Below are 21,537 nucleotides of genomic sequence, written 5' to 3' on the forward strand. Positions count from 1 at the left end.
GGTTCACCCGTTTTGATCGCACGTTCCGTACCGAGTCCGCGGGCGGCCGCGGGACGAAACGTGAGGTCACGACATCCAGGCGCGCGTTCGTCTGGACACCCTCAGGGATACTGTCGATTGGCCTGTGTCGCAAAAACGTTGGTCCACGTATCGCCGAGCCGGATCTGCGACGGCTTGACCTCGGGCGTGAACGACGCGAGCGCCTTGAGCGCCGTGGCCGGACCGCCGGCGGGCATCATGCCGTCTGGCGAGAACGCCTCGCGGCAGTTGGCGAACGCTTCCAGGTAAAGTGCCTTGTTGCCCAGCAGATAGGACTCCGGCACGGTCTTGATCAATTCTGCAGCGGTGGCGTGCTGAAGCCATTTGTCTGCCCGCACGATGGCGTTCGCGACGGCCTGCACGGTGCGCGGATTCTTCTCGATGAAGCTCTGCGGCGCGTACATCACGGCCGCCGGCATCGGCCCGCCAAACATGGCGCGGGTGCCCGCCTGCGTACGCGTGTCGACGAGTACCTTGATGTCGCCCGACGACTGCAGCAGCGTCATCATCGGATCGACGTTGGAGACGGCGTCGACCTGCCCGCCACGTGCGGCGGCGACGACCGTCGCATTGCTGCCGACGCCCACGATGGACACGTCGCTCGGTTTGAGCCCGGCTTTCGCGAGCGCCACGTTGACCAGCATATGCGTGCTCGACCCCGGCGCGCTCACGCCGATGCGCATTCCCTTCAGGTCCTTGACCGATTTCACCTCCGCGGCCTTGGCCTTGACCACGCCGAGCACCAGTTGGGGGGCCGCGCCGAGCACCACGAACGCTTGATAGGTCAATCCCTTGGTCTGCATGAGCAAGGTATGCTCGAAAGCCCCGGCGCCCACGTCGGCGCTACCGCCGACGACCGCCTGCAAGGCTTTGGAGCCGCCGGCGAAGTCGTCGATGGTGACGTCGAGCCCTTCGTCCTTGAAGTACCCGAGTTGTTCAGCGATGGTCAACGGCAGATAGTAGAGGCCGGGCTTGCCGCCCACGGCGATCGTGAGCTTCGGCTTTTCGAGCGCCTGTGCGGGCGCGGCGCAGGCCCCAGTGCTCAGCCCCAATGCTGCGAGGCCTGACGCCACCAGCGAGAAGACGAGAGCCCAACGTCCTACGGCAACGCGCACGCGGCGCGCTTCGGTATATGTCATCGCGTGTCTCCTCCCGCCCTATGCGGGAAATCGGCGCGCTCCGGCTCGTCGGCCGGAATCGCTATCGGCTCTGAGAGCATCCGCTGCCCCCGAAGCGCCGACAAGTTGTGTTTCGGCATGCCAGACATCGCCGTTCGCGACGCTTGCCGCCCTGGGGCGAACCTTTGGCGTTCCTATGCTTTACGCAATGTTGCGAGCGCACAGGTGATCGACGAGCATGCGCGAGGCGACGGGCAAGGCGTCGTAGCGTCGCACGCACACGATCAGCCGGCGCAGCGCCCACGGATCGGTCAGCGGCACGATGCGCAGCGCCTCCCCGTCAGTCGCTTGCGAGTAACTGCCGACGGCCTCGCGCGGCACCACGGCCAGCCCGAGGTTGGCGCGCACCATGCGGCACACCGCCTCGAACGTCGACACATGGATGCGGAATTTGACCGTCTTGCCCTGCTCGGCCGCCACGCGCCGCAGCACGGTGTACATGGCGCTGTCCGGATGCACGCCGATGTGGTCGAAATCGAGCGTGTCGACGAAGGCGACCTGTTCGCGGCCGGCCAGCGCGTGGTCGCGGTGCAGTACGGTCACGATCTGGTCGTTGCGATAGGGGAAGACCTCGACATCGCGGGTATCCACGGCGTCCCAGCAAATGCCGATGTCGGTGGCCCCGTCCGCCACCCCGCGCACGACCTGTGCGCTGGTGTGATCTTCCAGGTCGACCTTCACGCCGTCGTGGCGACGCAGGAACGCGCCGAGCTCATCGGGAAGGGTTTCGACGATCGAGGAAACGTTGGCGAAGATGCGAATATGGCCGCGCACACCGCTGGTGTACTCGGACAGATCGCCCTGCATCTTCTCGAGGCTGCGCAACACATTGCGCGCGTGGTGCAGGAGGGCCTCGCCTGCCGGGGTCGCCCGCACACCCCACTTATGACGTTGGAGCAACGCCGAACCGACCAGGGACTCCAGGTCGTTGATCCGTTTGCTGACGGCAGAGGGCGCGATGAATTCGCGCTCGGCCGCCCGTGCAATGCTGCTTTCTTCGCAAACGGCGACGAACAGTCGCAACGAGACTAGATCGATCCGCCATAGCGTCATGCCTAGTCTCCCAAAGGCACTGCATTGACAGCGATTTTGCGGCGCATGTGGCGAAAACGCCACTGTCGACCGCCCCCGACGACACAGCAAAGCACCCGAAGCGCCAACGTGCGACAGGCCCCCTGCTGAACGACGGCAAACGACTACGACATTCGGGGAAGCGGCGAGTCGACTCAGGGGGAAGCGACTCGTCAAGCGCGGGAGGCGGCGAACCCGACGTCAAGCCCCGGGAATACACGTTCCCATCGGACGTCGCGCATCCGTCTCGAAGTGTCGGTGCCGGTCCCTCCCGGGACACCCGCTAGCGCATCGCTCCCGCCAGCAGCACGGCGCTCCAGCCGCCGTCTGCCGTGTTCAGCGGTGCCTCAGGTGGCGGTACCGACGCCAAGGCCATGAACAGCCAACATTTGCAAATGACGATCGCAATCATTTTGTTGACGCTCGATCATCCCGGCATCGTTGCCGGGCCTGCTTTGACTATAGTGCGGCGCTATCGGCGCGGCAACCAGGAAACGTTTCAAACGGGAATTCGATCGGGGTTCCCGCCACAAGTCGCGCGCGGCCTCGATGCCGCCACCCCATCCATTCAGGCGCGCTTCGCGATGGCGCGCGCCAGCACCAGCACCGGTAACAGGCCCACCAGCACAAGCGTCAATGCCGGCACGGCCGCCTCGGCGAGGCGTTCGTCGGCGGCCAGATGACTGGCAACGACCGCCAGCGTGTCCATGTTGAACGGCCGCAGCGCGAGCGTGGCGGGGAGCTCCTTCATCACGTCGACGAACACCAGCAGCGCGGCCGTCAACACGCTGCCGCGCAGCAGCGGCAGATGCACCCGGCGTAGCATCGCCCAGCCGCCCACGCCGAGGCTGCGGGCGCTGGCATCAAGATTTGGCGGGATGCGGGCGAAGCCGGCGTCCACGCTCTGCAGCGCCGCCGGCAGGAATCGCACGAGATAGGCATAGATCAACACGCCGCTCGTGCCTGCAAGCACCAGTCCGTCGGCGCCGAACACATGACCCAGCCACGTGTCGAGTCGGAGCACCGGCGTGAGAATGCCCAGCGCGATGACCGCGCCCGGGATGGCGTAACCCACGCCCACGAGCCGGATGGCGATACGCGTAACGCGTCCCGGGGCCAGTCGCTGTGCGTACCCGAGCACCACGGCGAAGACGCTGGCAACGAGCGCCGCCAGTGCCGCGAGGCGCACCGTATTGAAGACCCACTCGCCGTACCGATGCCAAGGCACCTGATCGAGCTCGGCGACCGCCAGCCGCAGCATGATGAGCACGGGCAGCACGAAGCCGATGATGAGCGGCAGTGCGCACGCGAGGGTTGCCAGGGCGGCGCGCGCCCCTGACAAGCGCGCACGCCGCGACGTCGACGGCGCCCGCCCCGGCGCCCCATAGAACCGAAGGCGCGTCCGGCTGCGCGCTTCCGCGATCAGCAGGACGAGGACGGCGAACAGCAGACAGGCGGAGAGTTGCGCGGCCGCCACCCGATCGCCCATCGACAACCACGCGCGATAGATGCCGGTCGTGAGCGTCGGCACGCCGAAGTAGGCCACCGCGCCGTAATCGGCGAGTGTCTCCATCAGCACCAGCGCCAGCCCCGCGACCAAGGCCGGTCGCGCCAGCGGTAACGCCACGCGCCAAAACCCCTGCGCAGGCGTACACCCCAACGTGCGTGCGGCTTCGAGGTACCGTTGGCTGTGTTCCAGAAAGGCCGCTCGCGCCAGCAGATAGACATAGGGATAGAAGGCGCCCGCGAAGACCCAGGCAGCGCCGTACCAGCTGCGAACTTCAGGGAAGCCGGCGAGACGTTCGACCGCGAGCAGCGTGCGCAACGCGCTCTGCACCGGCCCGGCGAACTGCAGGAAATCGGTATAGGCGTAAGCGGTAACGTAAGCGGGCATCGCCAGCGGCAGAATCAGTGCCCACTCCAGCACACGGCGCCCGGGAAAGGCGCAGTGCACGACCAGCCATGCGCTGGCCACGCCCATCACCAGCACGCCGGCGCTCACGGCCACCGAGATACGAAGCGAGTTGAGCAGGTACTCGGGCAGCACCGTATCGAGCATATGCGCCAGCACGGCATGCGTATCCGCGTCGCCCGCGCCAAGCGCCGCCACGATGCCGAACATCGGCACGAGCACAACCAGTGCGGGAACCGATGCGACCAGCCGCCACGCCCAGGCGCCGGAAAGACGGCCAGCGCGCCTGCGGCGGGCGACGGGAGGCGAACGCTCGGCCAAAACGGGATCGATGACGGCAGAATCGGCGGCGGCGCGGGACGGGGGCGTCGATGACATCGGCAAATGGTAACGGGTAGCGGAAATGGGGCGGACGAGCGAGCGGCGGGAAAACCCCGGGCGACGGCGCACAGCCGTTGCCCGTCGCGTGACTTCGGGGAACCGGTAGGCACTTGCCGGTCTAAAGCGTTGTAAATTATACGCATTCGCGATTGCGACTCTGACGCGCACGGCCGCAGAAAGTGCCCGGCCTCCCGCGAAAATGCCACCTTGCGGGCATTCGTGTCGATTCGCGTCGGCTCGTTTCCATGACTACGCTTCGTTGACGTGCTTGCGTCGACTCACACTTATCCACGCCGATGCCCCTGCCCTACCTGCTGCTCGACCATCTCTGTGTAAATTACGAGACTGCCGGCCACGTCCACACCGCGGTATGCGACTTGTCGCTGTCGCTGGCGCGTGGCGAGATCGGCTGTCTGCTCGGCCCGTCCGGCTGCGGCAAGACGACGGTGCTGCGCGCCGTGTGCGGGTTCGAGCCGTTGGCGGGCGGGCGCATCGTGCTCGATGGTCACGAAGTCGCCAACGCGCAGTTCAGCGAGCCGCCGGAGCGTCGCCACGTCGGTGTTGTGTTCCAGGACTACGCGCTGTTCCCCCATCTGGACGTTGCGCGCAACATCGGCTTCGGCATCGGGCGCATGGCGCGGGGCGAGCGTCAGGCGCGGGTGGAGGGGCTCGCCGAGCGCGTGGGGCTGGCGGGGGCGTTGAAGAAGTACCCTCACGAACTCTCTGGCGGACAGCAGCAACGCGTAGCGCTCGCGCGCGCCCTGGCCCCCGCCCCGGCACTGCTGTTGCTCGACGAACCGTTCTCGAACCTCGATCTCGATTTGCGCGAGCGTCTGGCGGTCGAGGTGCGGGAGATCATCCAGGCGAGCGGCGCGACGGCGATCCTTGTCACCCACGACCAGCATGAAGCGTTCGCAATGGCCGATCGCATCGGGGTCATGCATGCGGGGGCCATCGCTCAGTGGTCGCCCGCGCACGAGTTGTGGCGCATGCCCGCCAATCGCGTGGTGGCGGATTTCATCGGACGCGGCGCGTTGATACCCGGCACCTTCCGGGGCAATGCCAACGGTGGCGGCATCTCGCTCGAACTTGGGGAACTGGCCGTCTCGCCCATGCTGGCCGACAAGCTGCTGCGCAGCGCCGCCAGGGACACGTATCCCGTGAGCGTCGACGTTTTGCTGCGCGCAGATGACATTGCCCACGACCCGGCGAGCCCATTCGAAGCGACGCTGGTACGGCGTGCGTTTCGCGGGGCCGATCAGCTTTACACGCTTCGTCTGGCGTCGGGTCGCGAAGTGATCGCTCGCGTGGATAGTGAACTGGCCCACGAGGCGGGCGAGCGCGTGGGCGTACGCCTGACGGTCGAGCATCCGGTGGTTTTCGCGGCGAGTGTCGCCGACGTCTGACCCTCGCGCAGCACGGCGTTGCCCGGAGGCTGGTAAAATCCGGCAAAACGGATGGGCCTATGAAACAGTACCTAGACTTCATGCGCCATGTACTTGAACATGGCACAGACAAGACCGACCGAACCGGCACGGGCACGCGCTCGGTGTTCGGCTACCAGATGCGCTTCGACCTGCAGGAAGGTTTCCCGCTCGTCACCACCAAGAAAGTGCACATCAAGTCCATCGTGCACGAACTCCTGTGGTTCCTGCAGGGCAGCACCAACGTGCGCTATCTGCAGGAAAACGGCGTGTCCATCTGGAACGAATGGGCCGATGCCGAGGGTGAGCTCGGCCCTGTCTACGGCGCACAGTGGCGCTCGTGGCCGACGCCCGATGGCGGCCATATCGACCAGATCACACAGCTCGTCGAGCAAATCCGCACGACGCCCGACTCGCGCCGTCTGATCGTGTCCGCCTGGAATGTCGGAGAGATTCCGCGCATGGCGCTGCCGCCGTGTCATGCGTTCTTCCAGTTCTATGTGGCCGACGGCAAGTTATCGTGCCAGCTCTACCAGCGCAGCGCGGATATTTTCCTGGGTGTGCCGTTCAACATCGCGAGCTACGCGATGCTCACGCACATGATGGCGCAGCAGACCGGGCTCGAGGTGGGGGATTTCGTCTGGACGGGCGGCGACTGCCATCTGTACAACAACCATCTCGAGCAGGTTCGCACGCAGCTTGCGCGCGAGCCGTTGGCGCTGCCGACGCTCGAGATCTCGCGCAAGCCCGATTCGATCTTCGATTACCGTTTCGAAGACTTCCATATCACGGGATACGAAGCGCATCCGCATATCAAGGCGCCGGTGGCCGTATGACGATACTGACGCTGGTGGTCGCACGCGCCGAGAATGGCGTGATCGGGCGGGACAATCAATTGCCGTGGCGTCTGCCGGAAGATCTTGCTCATTTCAAGCGCGCGACGCTGGGCAAGCCAATCGTGATGGGACGCAAGACGTTCGATTCGATCGGTCGTCCGTTGCCGGGTCGGCGCAATATTGTGGTGTCACGCAATCCCGATTTGAAGATCGATGGCTGCGACGTGGCCGGGTCGCTCGTCGACGCGATGCGGCTGTGCGTGGGTGTCGAGGAAATCTGCCTGATTGGCGGGGCGCAGTTGTACGCGGAGGCGCTGGCAAGCGCGGACAAGGTGATCGTCACGGAGATCGCCAAGGCGTTCGAAGGCGACGCGCATTTCCCGGATCTGCCTGCCGCCCAATGGCGCGAAGCCGCACGCGAGACCCATCACTCGCCCGCGCCCAATGACTTCGACTACGCGTTTGTGACTTACGAACGGATTTGATGTGATGGGGCGCGTGCAGACGTCGTCCTTGAACTTTGCCTCCGACTCACGCGCTCAGGTTTTCGCGCGGCGCCTGCGCGAGCGCGCCGGGTCGCTCGCCGCCATTTATCGGCGCGCCCTCCGAGACATGTACACGGTCACGACCAAGGCGCTTGGCAGCGTATAACGCGTCGTCCGCCAATGCGATCAGCCCCTCCGGCGTATCGCTCGCGACGCCCTGCTGCGGCACATGCGTTGCGCAGCCGACGCTGACCGTCACGTAACCCTGTCCGCCAGGCCCCGGTTTCGCCAGCGCCCGAACGCATTCCGTCACGCGCGACGCGACGAACCAGGCGCCGTTCGCGTCGGTCTCCGGCAGGACGACCACGAATTCCTCGCCGCCGTATCGCGCCACGAGATCCGTCGGTCGATGCGTCGCGCGCATGATGGCGAGCGCCACATGTGCCAGGCATTCGTCGCCAAGCGGATGCCCATAGGCGTCGTTGTAGCGCTTGAAGTGATCGACGTCGACCATCAGCAACGATAACGGATGGCCCGAGCGGCGGACCTGATCGAAGTCGCTCGGGAACCGATCGTTGAAGTAGCGGCGGTTGAAGATGCCGGTGAGCGCATCGCGGTTGGAGTATTCGATCAGACGCAGATGCGCGCGCGACAGCTCGCGGTATAGCCGCGTGATTTCCCACACCAGCACGCAGACAAGCAACCCCGGCGCCGACATGCTGAACAGCCGCGCCAGGTACCACCCCAGCGTGAATCGTACGGTGCTTATCAGACTAAGCACCGTATCCGTCACACACGCAAGAATGGCAAGCGCCACCCACACGTCGAGCACCGTGCGCAGACGACCGATCGCCAGCACCGCGCTCAGCGCCACGAGGTTCAATAAGAGCAGTACGATGCCGGTCCCGCCGACGGACAATTCACCCGGCACGCTCGCCGGTGACAACGCGGGCGGCAGCGGCACGGCCAACACCGTCAGGCAAAGCAGCACCCCCACGCCAATTGGCAGACCAATGAACAGCCACATCGCACGATCGGCAGGCGGCAACTGCGTCACGGACTGCGGGGTGAAGCGGCGTCGCTCCATCATGGCGATGAGCACGAGGGTGGGGAACCCCGCATGCCAGATGACCCAGATCCAGCCGGATGTCGTCGGGAGCGCCCCGAGCAGCCCGTGCGGCGCGAAAAGGCCGGGGAACGTCAGCAGTTGCATCGCGACGGTCAATGCAGTAAAGGCATAAGCACCGGACAGCAGCCCGAACACCGGCAGCCGACTCACCCGAAACTGTGCCGCCAACAGGAACGACGCGATCGTCGCCGTCGTGAAGACCGTCAGGCCGCACATGGGCAGGAAAGCCGCAACCGCCGGGAGTGCAGCGCTCGCCTGCGGCGCCGCCAGTATCAGGGCAGCGAGAATGACAATCGCCAGACAGCCTGCAAAAGCCCGCTGACCAGGCGTTGCACGCTCCATCAGAAAGGCGTCCATACGATACCCTTTGATTTTCGGTGTCCGATGCCGGCCCAACGACTCATGGCGTTGAGCACACATCTCCCCCGCCCACGACCGGTTAGCCGCAGCATGCACCAATTCCGCATGTCTGCCAACGGGTGTGCTCAACCGTCCGTCTTACACCGCACTCCAGCCGGATCGGGGCGGCACCCACGCCCCCCCCCGCTCCACGGCCGAACCTCAACCGCCCAGATACGCTTCGAGCACACGGGGATTGCCCAGCAGATTGCGCCCCGTGTCTTCGAGCACCACCTTGCCGGTCTCGAGCACGTAGCCGTGTTGCGCAATCTTCAGCGCCTGGCGCACGTTCTGCTCGACCAGGAAGATGGTCAGCCCCTCAGCGTTGATTTCCTTGAGGGTGCTGAAGATGCCCTGCACGATGATCGGCGCGAGACCCATCGACGGTTCATCGAGCAGCAACAGACGCGGCCGCGCCATCAACGCACGACCAATCGCCAACATCTGCTGTTCGCCCCCCGACAAGTTACCGGCCATCTGCTCGATACGCTCGGCAAGCCGTGGGAAACGCCCCAGCACCTTGTCCAGATCCGCCTTCACGTTCTGCTTGTCGCGACGCGTGTAAGCGCCAAGCTCCAGGTTCTCGCGCACGGACATCGTCGTGAGCGTGGCACGCCCCTCGGCCACCTGCACCAGCCCGCGCTGCACGATCTTGTTCGGTGCCAGACCGCCGACATCCTCGCCTTCGAAGAGAATCGTGCCCGCCTGCTTCTTGATGAGCCCCGACAAGGCGAGCAGCGTCGTGGACTTACCCGCGCCATTGGCGCCAACGAGCGAGGTGATCTCATGCTCGCGCAACGAAAAATCGACGCCCTTCACGGCCTCGATATGCCCATAGGCCACCTTCAGGCCCTTCACTTCGAGCAGCGCGCTCATGCCTTGTCCTCCGCGCCGGCCGCGAGGGCAGCCGCATCGTCGTCATCGTCATCGCGGCCGAGATAGGCCTCGATGACCTGCGGGTTGTGCTTGATCTCGTCCGGACTGCCTTCGGCGATGATGCGTCCGAAGTTCAGCACGGCGATGCGCTCGCACAAGCCCATCACAAAACGCATGTCGTGCTCGATCATGAAGATCGTGTAACCGCGCGCCTTGATGTTCTCGATCTCGCTCATGAGATCGACCTTCTCGCCCGTGTTCATGCCGGCCACCGGCTCGTCGAGCAGCAACAGCTTGGGCTCGGTCGCCAGGGCCCGGGCCAGTTCGAGCTTGCGCTGATCGCCATAAGACAGGTTGTCGGCGATGTCATGCGCCTTGTGATCGAGCTTGACCCAAGAGAGCAACTCATGCGCGCGTTCGCGCGAGCGCTTCTCCATCTCTCGATACCCTGGCAGCGAGAACAGCAGGCCCGCCGGGCCATACGAGAGATGCCGGTGCATGCCGACCACCACGTTCTCGATCAGCGTCATCTCCTTGAACACACGAATGTTCTGGAACGTGCGGGCAATGCCGCGCTGCGTAATCTTGTGCGGCTTCTGCCCCACGAGACTCTCGCCGTCGAACGTAATGCTGCCGCCCGTGGGCTGCAACAGTCCGGTGATCAGATTGAAGACGGTCGTCTTACCCGCCCCGTTCGGGCCGATCAGGCCGAAGATCGTGCCTTGCGGCACCTCGATGTTCACGTCCTGGAGAACGTGCAGGCCACCGAATCGTTTGGAAATATTGGAAAGCTTGAGCATGTCGTATCCCTCGTCCGCTTACGTGGAAGAGGCCGAGCGCGTCTTGCCGGCACGGAACCAACGGCGAAAACGCACCGGATCCCAAATGCCCTTGGGCAGGAACAGCACGATCAGCACCAGAATCAGGCCGTTGACCACCAGACGGAAGGCGTCGAACGCGCGCAGCAATTCGGGCAGCAGCGTAAGAATCGTGCTGCCGAGCACCGGCCCCACGAGCCCGTTGATACCACCAAGAATCGCCATGGTGAGAATCTCCACGCCACGGTCGAAGCCGAATTCGTTCGGTCCGATGAAGAACGTCAGATGCGCATTGAGTGCCCCGGCCAGCCCGGCGAGCACCGCCCCCAGCACGAACGCCAGCATCTTGTAGCCCGTGACGTTGATGCCCATGAGGCCCGCCGCCGTCTCGTCTTCCTTGATGGCTTCGAAGGCACGGCCCACTTTGGAGCGGCGCAGGCGCCACAACACGGCGAGCGAGATCACCACGGCCCCCGCCACGTGCCACCACTGCGTGAGTTGAGGAATGCCGTTCAGGCCCAGCGCACCGCCGGTCAGACCCTCGGCGTTGAGCGTCAGCACACGCACAACTTCGCCGAAGCCCAGCGTCGCCATCGCGAGATACACGCCCGACAGACGCAGCGTCGGCTTGCCGATGATGAACGCGATGAGCGCCGGCGCTGCCATGCCACCTGCCAACGACACCGCAAACGGCGTGTCGTAGTTCATCGTGAGCAACGCCGCCGTGTACGCACCGATGCCCATGAACGCGGCATTGGCCATGGCCAGCATGCCGCACGAGAGCGTGAGGTAAATCGACAGGGCCAGCAGCGCATTGGTGCCGAATGTCAGCACCAGATTGCTATAAACCGCCCAGAAATTGTTAAACCAGTCCATTGCGCCCCCGTGATTACGCTTTGCGTTCGAGCACTTTGCCGAACAATCCCTGCGGACGCACCAGCAGGATCAGGAACAACAGGCCGAATGCCACGGCGTCGCGCATGTTCGAGCCGATATACGCGACCGACAACACTTCCGCGAAGCCGAGGAAGAGGCCGCCGATCATCGCGCCGCGAATGTCGCCCATGCCGCCGAGAATGATGACCGCGATCCCCTTGTGCAGCATCGGCTGCCCCATCAGTGGGAAGACGGCGTTGGAGTAAAGCCCGATCAGCACCCCCGCCATGCCGCCCAGCCCCGCCGCGGCAAACGACGTGGCCAGGAACAGGCCCTCGACGTTGATCCCGAGCAGGTAGGCTGCCTTCGGCGACTCGGCAATGGCGCGCAGCGCGCGCCCGAGTTGCGTCTTCTTGATCGTGGCAATGAGCACGGCCATGAGCGCAAACGAGATGAAGATGATCGCGAGTTCCAGTACCGTCATGTGCACGCCGGCCACCGTCAGGGTGTCCTGCGGCACGAGTTCGTACGGGAATCGCAGGTTCTCCGCGCCGAAAATACCTTGCACACCGTTGTTGAGCAGAATGCCCACGCCAATGGTGGCAATCATCGGAATCAGGTGAGGCGCACCGCGTTTGCGCAGCGGTTTGAGCACCAGCACGTCGATGAGCAGGCCGACCAGGCCAGCCACCACGACCGCCGTGACGATAGCCGCCCACAGCGGCAGATGAAGACGCACGACGGCTTGCAGCGCCGCATAGGCGCCGACCATGAAGACCGCGCCGTGCGAGAGATTGATAACGCCGAGGATGCCGAACACGAGGGTGAACCCGAGCGCGAACAAGGCGTACACGCACCCTAGGGAGAGTGCGTTGACGAGTTGCTGTTCCAGCATGGTGTCTATTCCAGCCTGAGGGACGGGGACACGCGCCGCACGGGGGTACGGCGTGCGCCAGAAACGCCGATGGGCGTAGCGCCTTTCAGCTCTACGCCCATGCGGACTTCTTCAAGTACTGCCGGGCTGCTTACTTCTCGATGACGTACTTGGTACCCTTCGTCACGCTGACGATAGGCGCCTGTTGTGCATCGTAGCCGGCCGGCTTGCCGTTCTTGCCCATGGCCTGACGGAACGCAAACTTGCCCGTAGCGCCGTCGTGTGTGACCTTCGGCAGCGCGTCGCGCAGCGCCTTGCGGTCGGCATCCAGGTTGCCCGAGATCTTCACGCTCTTGATTGCGCCCGCCGCGATATACATCGCGTCATAGGCTTGCGCCGCGAACTGGTCCGGGGCCACGTTGTACTTCGCCTTGTAGGCGCTGATGAACTTCGTGTTGGCCGGCGTGCTGTTCTCGATCGACCACGGGCTCCCCACCCACAGGCCATCCGAGCTGCCCTTGGCCAGATCGAACACCTTGACCGAGTTCATGCCGTTACCGCCGATGAACGGCACGTTGATGCCCAACTGACGGGCCTGCACCATGATCGGCGCGCCTTCGGCGATCAGTGCCGACAGCACGATGGCGTCCGGGTTGCTCGCCTTGATCTTCGTGAGCTGTGCCTTGAAGTCCACGTCACCCTTGGCAAACGTCTCGGTCGTCGTGACCGGGATCTTCAGATCGGCCAGCGCCTTCTTGAAGTTGTCGTAGCCGCTCTTGGTGAACACGTCGTCGTTGCCATACAGCACCGCGACTTTCTTGATGCCCGTGTGCTTGGTCGCGACCTTGATGGTCTCGGGCAGCACGTCGGCTTCCGTCACGGAGTTGCGGAAGATGTAGTCGCCGATGGACGTAATGCCGTCAGCCGTATTCGACGTGCCGAACGCCACGGTCTTGGCCGCTTGCGCGATCGGATCGGCCGCCTGCGCCGAGTTCGACAACGTCGGGCCGAAAACCATCAGCACCTTGTCCTGGAAGATCAGCTTCTTGAAGACGTTGATCGCCTCTTCTTTCTTGCCCTGCTCGTCTTCGACCTGCAGTACGAGCTTGTTGCCGTTGATGCCGCCGGCGGCGTTGATTTCGTCCGCCGCGAGCTGGAAACCGTTCTTGATGGCGGCGCCATATTGCGCCGCACCGCCCGACAGTGCCTCGGCCACGCCGATCTTCAGATCGGCTGCGTGGGCCGCAGCCACCATCCCAGTAGCGACAAGCGCGCTCAGCAACTTGGTCATGGTGCTTTTCATGAGTCTTCTTCCTCCGATTCCTGGTCTCTAGTTATGAGAAGGCGCGCCTTATGAGCGCGCCCATTACCCTAACTACCGCGTCTGTTCTTAAGCCACGGCTTAAGAAAACCCCTAAGCATAACGCAAACTACCTTTACCGGACACGGCAAATGGGGTTTTGCCCCGTTGCGGCGCACAAATGCAACGCGTTTATGGCGCCGCAACGGCGATTCGCAGCATCAATGACCGGCGATGGTCATTTGTTCAATCAGGATTGACCCGACCTCCTTGGTACCGCGCACCAGGGCATCGGCCCCAATCGCGACGATCTGGCGGAACATGTCGTTCAGGTTGCCGGCCAGCGTGATCTCCTCGACCGGATACTGAATTTCGCCGTTCTCCACCCAGAAGCCCGAGGCGCCGCGCGAATAATCGCCCGTCACATAGTTCACGCCCTGCCCCATCAGTTCGGTCACGAGCAGGCCGGTGCCGAGCTTGCGCAGCATCGCTCGAAAGTCGTCCGTCGGTGCGGTGAGCTTGCTGTACATGCGCAGGTTGTGCGAGCCGCCCGCGTTGCCGGTCGTCTGCATGCCGAGCTTTCGGGCCGAATAGGTCGACAGGAAGTAGCCCTGCACCACGCCATCGCTCACCACGTCACGGGCGCGCGTTCTCACGCCTTCTTCGTCGTACGGGGCGCTGCCCATGGCGCGCGGCACGTGCGGATCCTCGTAAATGCCGACATGATCGGCAAACACCGGCTTGCCGAGGGTGTCAACGAGGAACGTGGCCTTGCGATACAGTGCGCCACCGCTCACACCCTGCACGAACGCCCCCAGCAGACCGGCGGCGAGCGGTGCCTCGAACAGCACGGCGCACTTGCGCGTGGACAGCTTGCGCGCGTGCAGGCGGGCCAGCGCGCGCTCGGCGGCGTAGCGGCCGACCGTTTCGGGCGAGGCCAGGTCTTCGGCGGCGCGCTTGGACGAATACCAATCGTCGCGCTGCATATGGCGGCCAGATCCGGCAATCGGCGAGACCGAAAGATAGTGTCGCGAATACGGATATCCCGACAGGAAGCCGCGAGTCGTCCCCAGCATGAATTGCGAGTGCTGGGCCGACACGCCCGCGCCTTCGGAATTTCGGATGAGCGGACTCACCTCGAATGCCGCCGTCTCGGCGCGACGCGCCAATTCGACCGCGTCGTCGGCCGAAATGCGCCACGGGTGAAACAACGACAGGTCCTGCGGATGCATCTCCAGCAGTTCGGACTCGGCAAGCCCGGCGCAGTCGTCTTCGGCCGTAAAGCGGGCAATGTTATAGGCCGCATCGACCGTGTCGTGCAGCGCCTTGCGCGAGAAGTCGGACGTGCTGGCATTGCCGCGGCGCTGACCGATGAATACCGTCACGCCCACCAGCTTGTCGCGATTGCGCTCAATGGTCTCGACCTTGCCGCGACGCACCGAGACCGACAAGCCGTCGCCCTCGGAGATCTCAGCCGCGGCATCGGTGGCGCCGAGCGAACGGGCGTATTGCAGTACGTCGCTGACAATTTCCTTGAGTTGATCCTGGGTATGCGTGAAATGCTGGGTCGCTTGGGACATCGGCGCGATTCGGTCAGTGGCTGAATAGGAACCGCCATCTTAGCGCGACTTCCCCGCCGCCGTGCGTCGGCACGGCAACTATTTGGACGCCGCGCGCCGCGCTACAATAGCGCTCATGACGCACACTCAACGCTTTAACCAAATCGCCCACGCCGAGCTTCCCGACGAAGGCCCGAGCAAATCCCAACGCAAGCGCGAGTCGCATGCCTTGCAGGATCTTGGCGAAGAACTGGTCAATCTGGCCAAGGACGCGCTCGCCCGCGTGCCGATGCCCGAGAACCTCGAACGCGCCGTCAAGGACTGCCGCAAGATCACCGCACACGAAGGCCGCCGCCGCCAGATGCAGTACGTGGGCAAGCAAATGCGCACGCTGCATGAGTCGGAAGTCGAAGCGATTCGCCGCGCCCTCGACGTCATCAAAGGCGTCTCGAAGGCGGAAACGGCCAAGCTGCATGCGCTCGAGCGCTGGCGCGAGCGCCTGCTGGCCAAGGACGAGGCGCTCACCGAGCTGCTCGCCCAGCACCCGCAGGCCGATGCCCAGCAGCTGCGCACACTGATTCGCAATGCCCGCCGTGAGCAGGCCGCGCAAAAGCCGCCCAAAGCCTTCCGCGAGCTGTTCCAGGCGCTCAAGGATCTGCTGGGCACCGGATCGTCCCACGCCGAAACTTCAGACGACGTCGAGAACGAACTGCCGGAATTCCCAACGCGCGAGGAAGATTGATGGTCGCCCGCTCCCATCCGGACGAACTTCGCGTAGGCCTCGTCTCGATCAGCGATCGAGCGAGTCAGGGTACCTATGACGACCAGGGCATTCCGGCGCTCCAGGCCTGGCTTGGCGCCGCGCTCCGGTCCCCCTGGGTGGCGGAAACTCGCCTGATTCCCGACGATGCCGACGGCATTACCGCTACGCTTATCGATCTGGTCGACACGATGCAGTGCGATCTGGTGCTCACCACCGGCGGCACAGGCCCTGCACGACGCGACGTCACGCCGGAGGCCACATTGCGGGCCGGTACGAAGGAGATGCCCGGCTTCGGAGAGCAGATGCGTCAGATCAGCCTGCGCTTCGTACCGACGGCCATCCTGTCGCGTCAGGTCGCCGTGATCCGCGAGAACCCGGCGCGTGCCGCGCTCATCATCAACCTGCCCGGGCAGCCCAAGTCGATCAAGGAAACGCTCGAAGGGTTGCGCGATATGGACGGAACGTCGATCGTGCCCGGCATTTTTGCCGCCGTGCCGTATTGCATCGACCTGATCGGCGGACCTTACATCGAGACCGACGACGCCGTCTGCAAGGCCTTCCGTCCCAAGAGCGCCATTCGCGCCCCGAAACCCGCCTGATGGACTGACGACAGGACGTTCCGGGCCATTCGGTTCGAACATCCAAAGCACAACGCCAGCGATATGGCTGGCGTTGTGAAGCGTCTGTGGGGAAGATCAGGCCGAAGTGGGCGCGGCCGCCTCGGGCGCGCCGGGTACGGTCGTCTTCAGGAAATGCTCGCGGTAGTACACCAGTTCGTCGATCGACTCGTGAATGTCGGCCATCGCCGTGTGGGCGGCGCGCTTGGTGAAGCCCTTGTAGACCGTGGGTTCCCAGCGGCGGCACAGTTCCTTGAGCGTGCTGACATCCAGGTTCCGGTAGTGAAAGAACGCCTCGAGCCTGGGCATGTAACGCGCCATGAAACGGCGATCCTGACAGATCGAATTGCCGCACATCGGCGACTTGTTGGGCGGCACGTACTGCGAGAGGAACTCGATCAGTTGCGCTTCGGCAGACGCCTCGTCGACCGCCGATGCCTTCACGCGTTCGATCAGCCCCGAGCGCCCATGTGTCGACTTGTTCCAGTCGTCCATTGCGTCGAGCACGGCGTCCGTTTGATGGATCGCGAACACCGGCCCCTCGATGCGGCGCGTCAGCGCGGAATCCGTGACGACCACCGCCACCTCGATGATTCGGTCGCTGTCGGGCTGCAGGCCGGTCATTTCCATATCGAGCCAGACCAGATTGAACTCGGCGCGCGCAAGCGTCGTCTCGGCATCGGCAGACGTGGGATGTTGGGATGGAATGACAGACATGGTCGGAAGACTCTGGAAAACGCGTCGGTAGGCGACCGGCAAGGGCGTCCCACCGGTCGAAAGAACTTATAATTCTCGCATACTTCGGATTCTCCTTAAGCGCATGCTCACTTACCTCTTCGTGATCTTCCTGCTGGCGATGGTCATGACCAAGCTTTGGCTGGCCGCTCGTCAGATCCGCCATGTGGTCACCCATCGGGCGGCTGTTCCCGAGCGATTTGCCAGTACGATCACACTGACCGACCATCAGCGGGCCGCCGATTACACGGTCGCCCGCACCCGTCTGGGTATGGCCGAGATCTTTGCCCAGGCGGTGCTGCTCGTCGCTTTCACGCTGCTCGGCGGGCTGAACCTGCTGCATATCGGCGTGACCGAGTGGCTCGGCGAGGGCTATCTGGGTCAGATCGCATTGATCGCCGCCGTGCTGTTGATTTCCGGCCTCGTCGATCTGCCCTTTACTTACGTGCGGCAGTTCGTGATCGAACAGCGTTTCGGCTTCAACCGCATGTCGCTCGGGCTGTTCATTGCCGATATGATCAAGGCCACCGCCATCGGCGTCTTGCTCGGACTGCCGCTGCTGTTCGCCGTGCTGTGGCTCATGGAGCGCGCAGGACCGTTGTGGTGGCTGTACACGTGGGTGGTCTGGGTGGGCTTCAATCTGTTTGTGCAGTTCATCTTCCCGCACGTCATCGCGCCGATGTTCAATAAGTTCGAACCGCTCTCGGACGTGTCGCTGGCGCAGCGCATCGAGGGGCTGATGCAGCGCTGCGGCTTCGCGGCGCGCGGTTTGTTCGTGATGGATGGCTCGAAGCGGTCGGCACACGGCAATGCCTATTTCAGCGGCTTCGGCCGCACCAAGCGCATCGTGTTTTTCGATACGCTCATCGAGCGGCTCTCACCCGCCGAAATCGAAGCCGTGCTGGCCCACGAGCTGGGCCACTTCAAGCGTCGCCACATCACGAAGCGCCTGATCGTCGCCTTCGTGCTGTCGCTGGCATTCCTTGCCCTGCTCGGTTGGCTGATCGGCCGCACATGGTTCTACACCGACCTCGGCGTAATGCCGTCGTTGACCGGCAGCAACAACGCGTTGGCGCTGGTGCTGTTCTTCCTCGTGCTTCCAGTGTTCGGCTTTTTCGCCAGCCCGCTCGGCAGCCTGACATCTCGCAAGCACGAGTTCGAAGCCGACGCGTTCGCCGCCAGCCAGACGCAAGCCAGCGATCTGGTCAACGCTCTCGTCAAGCTTTATCAGGACAATGCGTCGACGCTCACGCCCGACCCCGTCTACACCGCGTTTTACTATTCGCATCCGCCCGCCTCCCAGCGCATCGACCGTTTGCTGGGGCACGCATGAAGCGCAGCCTCAAGGGAAAAGCCGCGCCGGCCGAAACCACCGCGCAGGAACGCCGTCACGGCCGAGTCACGGCGGCGCACGGCCGTCACTACGTCGTGGAAGCCGACGATGGCGAAACGGTGCTGTGCTTTCCTCGCGGCAAGAAGAGCGAAATTGCGGTCGGCGACGAAGTCGCCTGGGCGCGCACCGGCGATCAGGGCGTGATTGAAGAGATCCTGCCGCGCCGCAACCTGCTTTACCGCTCAGACCAGTTCAAGAGCAAGCTCTTCGCCGCCAACATCGACCAGTTGGTCATCATGTTGGGCACCGAGCCGTACTTCAGCGAGGATTTGCTGGGCCGAGCACTGGTCGCCTCGGAAGCCAATGCACTGAGACCGCTGATCGTGCTCAACAAGACCGATGTCGCCGAGGCCTTGCCGTCGGCGCGCGCGCGCTTGGCGCCGTATCGCGCCCTGGGCTACGACGTGCTGGAACTTTCCGTGCGGGCGGATCCGGAAGGGGCGAAGGCGCTGCTGCTGCCTCGCCTGGCACATCAAGCGTCGTTGCTGCTCGGGCAGTCGGGCATGGGCAAATCGAGCCTCGTGAACCTGCTCGTCCCCGATGCCGATGCCGCAACGCGCGAGATCTCCACGGTATTGAACTCAGGCAAGCACACGACGACCTTCACGCGAATCTTTCACCTGCCCGAAGGCGGACTGCTCATCGATTCGCCAGGCTTTCAGGAATTCGGTCTGCATCACCTCAAGGAAGGGGCACTGGAGCGCGCCTTCCCCGAGTTCCGTGCACGGCTCACCGGCTGCCGGTTCTACAATTGCCATCACCTGAAAGAACCCGGTTGCGCTATTCTCGCGGCCGTGTCCGACGGAAGCATCTCGCAACAGCGCCATATGCTCTATGCCCAGCTCGTTCACGAGTCGGAGCAACAGATTCCATACTGACGCATCAGTCAGCGGCGAAGCGATCCGCGCGAATCGGCCATAAAAAAACCCGCTTCCGCGGGTTTTTTTATGGGTTCTCGCTTGAACCTCAGCCCAACCACACGGCGAGGGTCAGCAGCAGCAACAGGAGCATCCAAAGCAAAACCGCGCGCCAGACCAGGCCGACGGCCGCCTGAAGCGTGCGCGGCGTGCATTCGCTGCCGACAGGCAGGACTGCGTCGTCGCCTTGATTCAGCGCATCGACGCTCGAGACTTCCGCCAGCGGGCCGGTCAATCGTGCGCCAAGGGCGCCGCTACCCGCTGCCAGCAGAATGCCTTCGTTCTCGTTCGGCCACTGCTTCGCATAGTGGCGCCACGCGTAAATGGCGTCTTCAAAGTTGCCGACAATGGCGAAACCGATGGCCGTCAAACGAGCCGGCACCCAATCGATGCCATAGAAAACCTTGCGCGCGAAGGCCCCGAACGCCGGGCTGCGATCGGGCGCGGGCTCCGTCCAGCGACGCGACAGATATTCGGCGAGACGGTACAACACCGCCCCCGCCGGACCGACCGGCATCAGGAACCAGAAAAACACGCCAAAAACGTGGCGATGCGAGGCAATGACCGCGTGCAACAGTGTGTGGCGCACGATCTCGTCCACCGGCATGTCGACCGTGTCGATGCCGATCCACTGGTGCAGGATTTCTCGCGCCTCGTTCACGTTATCGTTGTTCAGCGCAACGTGAATGTCCGTGAAGTAGTGACTGAACTGCCGGAATCCCATCGTCAGGTAGACGATGAGCACGTTCCATGCGAAGCCCAGGAAAATGTTGACCCGCATGAGCAGGTAGTAGATGACGCCGACCGCCAGCACAAACGGCAGCACCACGACCAGCCACGCAAGCACACCATGACGGGGTAGCCCGGCATCGAACGATTGCGACGTATGGGTCGCGTGGGAGCGAATCAGGTTGTAGATCGGGTTTTGCGTGGAGAGGGCACGCATCTGCTCGAGGATCAGCGCGAGGAGTACCGAAAAGAATGTCATGCGTGCGTTCAGATCACCAGACGGAATGGTGTAACGATAGCACAGCTTCTCGCAAATGCCCGCCCCAGGCGCCTGCACGACGCACTCACTTCACACTATAGGCAGACAACTCGCGAAAACGATCGGTCTCTCGCGTCAGGCCCGCAGGAGTTGATAGAAATTACGTAGCATGCCGGCCGTTGCGCCCCAAATGAAGTATTCACCTCCCGCGGGCTTCGGATACGGCATCGCGTAAAACCGGCGTTCGCCCACCTGATAGTGGAAGACGCGGATCTGATGATGTGCAGGGTCCATCAGGAAATCCAGCGGCACCTCGAAAATCTCGTCAACTTCACCGGCATCGGCGATGAGATCGAACGGCGGCTTGACCAGGCCCACGACCGGCGCAACACGAAAGCCGGTTCCGGTGACGTAGTCGGGCAAGCGTCCGATCACTTCCACCGCCCCCGAATCGAGACCTATTTCTTCACGCGACTCACGCAAGGCTGTGGCGATCGGCGACAGATCGTCGGGCTCGCGGCTACCGCCAGGAAAACTCACTTGCCCGGCGTGCGTGCTCAGATGTTGGGTTCGCTGCGTCAGCAGCACAGTCGTGCCATGCGCGCGCATCACCAACGGCACGAGCACGGCCGCCGCACGCGGCGTAAATTGTGCCGGCGGCGCGAGTTCGATCGCGCCAGCCTCCGGCGTCCAGATCGGCGGACTCGCGAGCCGGTCACGCAACGCGGCGGGCGTTAGCCGCTCCGCCGGCACCGCAGGCTCCCCCTCGCCCGTCGAGACGATGGGTAACGCTTCAGGATGCAGGATCAGAGGTGGCGCCACGTAGACCTTTGCTGGGTGGAGAACTTCGCTATTTTAGCGAGGAAGCCCTAAACACGTACACGCAAACAAAATGCCAATGGCACGGCAATTCGTGGCGTTCGATGACGAGGACACGCCGCAACATCGGCGTCGATGAAAGACAGCA

At 63.8% G+C, this 21,537-nt stretch carries 21 protein-coding genes; 7 read left to right on the top strand and 14 right to left on the bottom strand.

Annotation, left to right across the window (positions count from 1 at the left end):
- Positions 1–101: 101 nt before the first annotated feature.
- The 4 genes from PanNE5_RS21925 to PanNE5_RS21940 form a co-directional block, all read right to left on the bottom strand.
- On the bottom strand, positions 102–1,178 hold the full coding sequence (locus PanNE5_RS21925; protein WP_017234889.1) for an ABC transporter substrate-binding protein: 1,077 nt from the start codon (positions 1,176–1,178) through the stop codon (positions 102–104).
- A 180-nt stretch (positions 1,179–1,358) separates the two neighbouring features.
- On the bottom strand, positions 1,359–2,270 hold the full coding sequence (locus PanNE5_RS21930) for a LysR substrate-binding domain-containing protein (RefSeq protein ID WP_017234888.1): 912 nt from the start codon (positions 2,268–2,270) through the stop codon (positions 1,359–1,361).
- A 365-nt stretch (positions 2,271–2,635) separates the two neighbouring features.
- Positions 2,636–2,791, bottom strand: coding sequence for a hypothetical protein (locus PanNE5_RS21935; protein WP_157211514.1), 156 nt, complete (start codon positions 2,789–2,791; stop codon positions 2,636–2,638).
- A gap of 65 nt (positions 2,792–2,856) precedes the next feature.
- Entirely contained in the window at positions 2,857–4,578 is a 1,722-nt protein-coding gene (locus PanNE5_RS21940; protein ID WP_261938809.1) for an ABC transporter permease, read from the bottom strand.
- A gap of 299 nt (positions 4,579–4,877) precedes the next feature.
- Between PanNE5_RS21940 and PanNE5_RS21945 the strand changes: the two genes are divergently transcribed.
- The 3 genes from PanNE5_RS21945 to PanNE5_RS21955 are packed head-to-tail and all read left to right on the top strand — an operon-like array spanning position 4,878 to position 7,326.
- Positions 4,878–5,987 (top strand): ABC transporter ATP-binding protein, encoded by a 1,110-nt coding sequence (locus PanNE5_RS21945; RefSeq protein ID WP_261938810.1) that lies wholly within the window; start codon positions 4,878–4,880, stop codon positions 5,985–5,987.
- A gap of 59 nt (positions 5,988–6,046) precedes the next feature.
- Positions 6,047–6,841, top strand: a complete 795-nt coding sequence (locus PanNE5_RS21950; RefSeq protein ID WP_017234884.1) for a thymidylate synthase — start codon at positions 6,047–6,049, stop codon at positions 6,839–6,841.
- The gene (locus tag PanNE5_RS21955) at positions 6,838–7,326 is read left to right on the top strand and encodes a dihydrofolate reductase (RefSeq protein WP_017234883.1); all 489 of its coding nucleotides are present in this window, start codon (positions 6,838–6,840) and stop codon (positions 7,324–7,326) included. The genes PanNE5_RS21950 and PanNE5_RS21955 overlap by 4 nt, the downstream gene beginning before the upstream one ends.
- 46 nt (positions 7,327–7,372) lie before the next feature.
- Here the strand turns inward: PanNE5_RS21955 and PanNE5_RS21960 are convergent, their stop codons facing one another.
- The 7 genes from PanNE5_RS21960 to pmbA all read right to left on the bottom strand — a co-directional run bounded on the left by PanNE5_RS21960 (position 7,373) and on the right by pmbA (position 15,178).
- A complete protein-coding gene (locus PanNE5_RS21960; protein WP_017234882.1) occupies positions 7,373–8,812 on the bottom strand; it encodes a GGDEF domain-containing protein in 1,440 nt (479 codons plus the stop codon).
- 204 nt (positions 8,813–9,016) lie between these two features.
- Positions 9,017–9,730 carry an ABC transporter ATP-binding protein gene (locus PanNE5_RS21965; RefSeq protein ID WP_017234881.1) on the bottom strand — a complete coding sequence of 238 codons (714 nt, stop codon included), beginning with the start codon at positions 9,728–9,730 and terminating at the stop codon, positions 9,017–9,019.
- Positions 9,727–10,530 carry an ABC transporter ATP-binding protein gene (locus tag PanNE5_RS21970; RefSeq protein ID WP_017234880.1) on the bottom strand — a complete coding sequence of 268 codons (804 nt, stop codon included), beginning with the start codon at positions 10,528–10,530 and terminating at the stop codon, positions 9,727–9,729. Before PanNE5_RS21970 ends, PanNE5_RS21965 begins: the two co-directional genes overlap by 4 nt.
- An 18-nt stretch (positions 10,531–10,548) precedes the next feature.
- Positions 10,549–11,424, bottom strand: coding sequence for a branched-chain amino acid ABC transporter permease (locus PanNE5_RS21975; protein ID WP_017234879.1), 876 nt, complete (start codon positions 11,422–11,424; stop codon positions 10,549–10,551).
- A 13-nt stretch (positions 11,425–11,437) separates the two neighbouring features.
- Entirely contained in the window at positions 11,438–12,319 is an 882-nt protein-coding gene (locus tag PanNE5_RS21980) for a branched-chain amino acid ABC transporter permease (protein ID WP_017234878.1), read from the bottom strand.
- Positions 12,320–12,449: 130 nt separating this feature from the next.
- Entirely contained in the window at positions 12,450–13,601 is a 1,152-nt protein-coding gene (locus tag PanNE5_RS21985; protein WP_017234877.1) for an ABC transporter substrate-binding protein, read from the bottom strand.
- 218 nt (positions 13,602–13,819) lie between these two features.
- Positions 13,820–15,178 (bottom strand): metalloprotease PmbA, encoded by a 1,359-nt coding sequence (gene pmbA / locus PanNE5_RS21990; protein WP_017234876.1) that lies wholly within the window; start codon positions 15,176–15,178, stop codon positions 13,820–13,822.
- A gap of 115 nt (positions 15,179–15,293) precedes the next feature.
- Between pmbA and yjgA the strand changes: the two genes are divergently transcribed.
- On the top strand, positions 15,294–15,899 hold the full coding sequence (gene yjgA, locus PanNE5_RS21995; RefSeq protein ID WP_017234875.1) for a ribosome biogenesis factor YjgA: 606 nt from the start codon (positions 15,294–15,296) through the stop codon (positions 15,897–15,899).
- A complete protein-coding gene (gene mog, locus PanNE5_RS22000; protein WP_017234874.1) occupies positions 15,899–16,519 on the top strand; it encodes a molybdopterin adenylyltransferase in 621 nt (206 codons plus the stop codon). The genes yjgA and mog overlap by 1 nt, the downstream gene beginning before the upstream one ends.
- A gap of 96 nt (positions 16,520–16,615) precedes the next feature.
- Here the strand turns inward: mog and orn are convergent, their stop codons facing one another.
- Complete coding sequence (gene orn / locus PanNE5_RS22005; RefSeq protein ID WP_017234873.1) at positions 16,616–17,254, bottom strand: oligoribonuclease; 639 nt, start codon at positions 17,252–17,254, stop codon at positions 16,616–16,618.
- A gap of 103 nt (positions 17,255–17,357) precedes the next feature.
- Here orn and PanNE5_RS22010 point away from each other — a divergent pair, with 103 nt between their 5' ends.
- A complete protein-coding gene (locus PanNE5_RS22010; protein WP_130025503.1) occupies positions 17,358–18,605 on the top strand; it encodes a M48 family metallopeptidase in 1,248 nt (415 codons plus the stop codon).
- Entirely contained in the window at positions 18,602–19,543 is a 942-nt protein-coding gene (gene rsgA, locus PanNE5_RS22015; RefSeq protein ID WP_261938811.1) for a ribosome small subunit-dependent GTPase A, read from the top strand. Before PanNE5_RS22010 ends, rsgA begins: the two co-directional genes overlap by 4 nt.
- 88 nt (positions 19,544–19,631) lie before the next feature.
- Here rsgA and PanNE5_RS22020 read toward each other — a convergent pair whose 3' ends face one another.
- Positions 19,632–20,570 (bottom strand): CobD/CbiB family protein, encoded by a 939-nt coding sequence (locus tag PanNE5_RS22020; protein ID WP_261938812.1) that lies wholly within the window; start codon positions 20,568–20,570, stop codon positions 19,632–19,634.
- 135 nt (positions 20,571–20,705) lie between these two features.
- Positions 20,706–21,392, bottom strand: a complete 687-nt coding sequence (locus PanNE5_RS22025; protein WP_026132134.1) for a CoA pyrophosphatase — start codon at positions 21,390–21,392, stop codon at positions 20,706–20,708.
- Positions 21,393–21,537: the final 145 nt, after the last annotated feature.

This window comes from Pandoraea sp. NE5 (assembly GCF_024363545.1).
Classification (GTDB): Bacteria; Pseudomonadota; Gammaproteobacteria; order Burkholderiales; family Burkholderiaceae; genus Pandoraea; species Pandoraea cepalis.

Excerpts from the sequence above, each read along its gene's own strand:
- orn (WP_017234873.1), bottom strand. The coding sequence starts at position 17,254 with ATGTCTGTCATTCCATCCCAACATCCCACGTCTGCCGATGCCGAGACG.
- PanNE5_RS21975 (WP_017234879.1), bottom strand. The coding sequence starts at position 11,424 with ATGGACTGGTTTAACAATTTCTGGGCGGTTTATAGCAATCTGGTGCTG.
- PanNE5_RS21965 (WP_017234881.1), bottom strand. The coding sequence starts at position 9,730 with ATGAGCGCGCTGCTCGAAGTGAAGGGCCTGAAGGTGGCCTATGGGCAT.
- yjgA (WP_017234875.1), top strand. The coding sequence starts at position 15,294 with ATGACGCACACTCAACGCTTTAACCAAATCGCCCACGCCGAGCTTCCC.
- PanNE5_RS21970 (WP_017234880.1), bottom strand. The coding sequence starts at position 10,530 with ATGCTCAAGCTTTCCAATATTTCCAAACGATTCGGTGGCCTGCACGTT.
- PanNE5_RS21960 (WP_017234882.1), bottom strand. The coding sequence starts at position 8,812 with ATGGACGCCTTTCTGATGGAGCGTGCAACGCCTGGTCAGCGGGCTTTT.
- PanNE5_RS21955 (WP_017234883.1), top strand. The coding sequence starts at position 6,838 with ATGACGATACTGACGCTGGTGGTCGCACGCGCCGAGAATGGCGTGATC.
- PanNE5_RS21950 (WP_017234884.1), top strand. The coding sequence starts at position 6,047 with ATGAAACAGTACCTAGACTTCATGCGCCATGTACTTGAACATGGCACA.
- PanNE5_RS21925 (WP_017234889.1), bottom strand. The coding sequence starts at position 1,178 with ATGACATATACCGAAGCGCGCCGCGTGCGCGTTGCCGTAGGACGTTGG.
- PanNE5_RS21940 (WP_261938809.1), bottom strand. The coding sequence starts at position 4,578 with ATGTCATCGACGCCCCCGTCCCGCGCCGCCGCCGATTCTGCCGTCATC.
- PanNE5_RS21980 (WP_017234878.1), bottom strand. The coding sequence starts at position 12,319 with ATGCTGGAACAGCAACTCGTCAACGCACTCTCCCTAGGGTGCGTGTAC.
- rsgA (WP_261938811.1), top strand. The coding sequence starts at position 18,602 with ATGAAGCGCAGCCTCAAGGGAAAAGCCGCGCCGGCCGAAACCACCGCG.
- PanNE5_RS22020 (WP_261938812.1), bottom strand. The coding sequence starts at position 20,570 with ATGACATTCTTTTCGGTACTCCTCGCGCTGATCCTCGAGCAGATGCGT.
- pmbA (WP_017234876.1), bottom strand. The coding sequence starts at position 15,178 with ATGTCCCAAGCGACCCAGCATTTCACGCATACCCAGGATCAACTCAAG.
- PanNE5_RS21930 (WP_017234888.1), bottom strand. The coding sequence starts at position 2,270 with ATGACGCTATGGCGGATCGATCTAGTCTCGTTGCGACTGTTCGTCGCC.
- mog (WP_017234874.1), top strand. The coding sequence starts at position 15,899 with ATGGTCGCCCGCTCCCATCCGGACGAACTTCGCGTAGGCCTCGTCTCG.
- PanNE5_RS21945 (WP_261938810.1), top strand. The coding sequence starts at position 4,878 with ATGCCCCTGCCCTACCTGCTGCTCGACCATCTCTGTGTAAATTACGAG.
- PanNE5_RS21985 (WP_017234877.1), bottom strand. The coding sequence starts at position 13,601 with ATGAAAAGCACCATGACCAAGTTGCTGAGCGCGCTTGTCGCTACTGGG.
- PanNE5_RS22010 (WP_130025503.1), top strand. The coding sequence starts at position 17,358 with ATGCTCACTTACCTCTTCGTGATCTTCCTGCTGGCGATGGTCATGACC.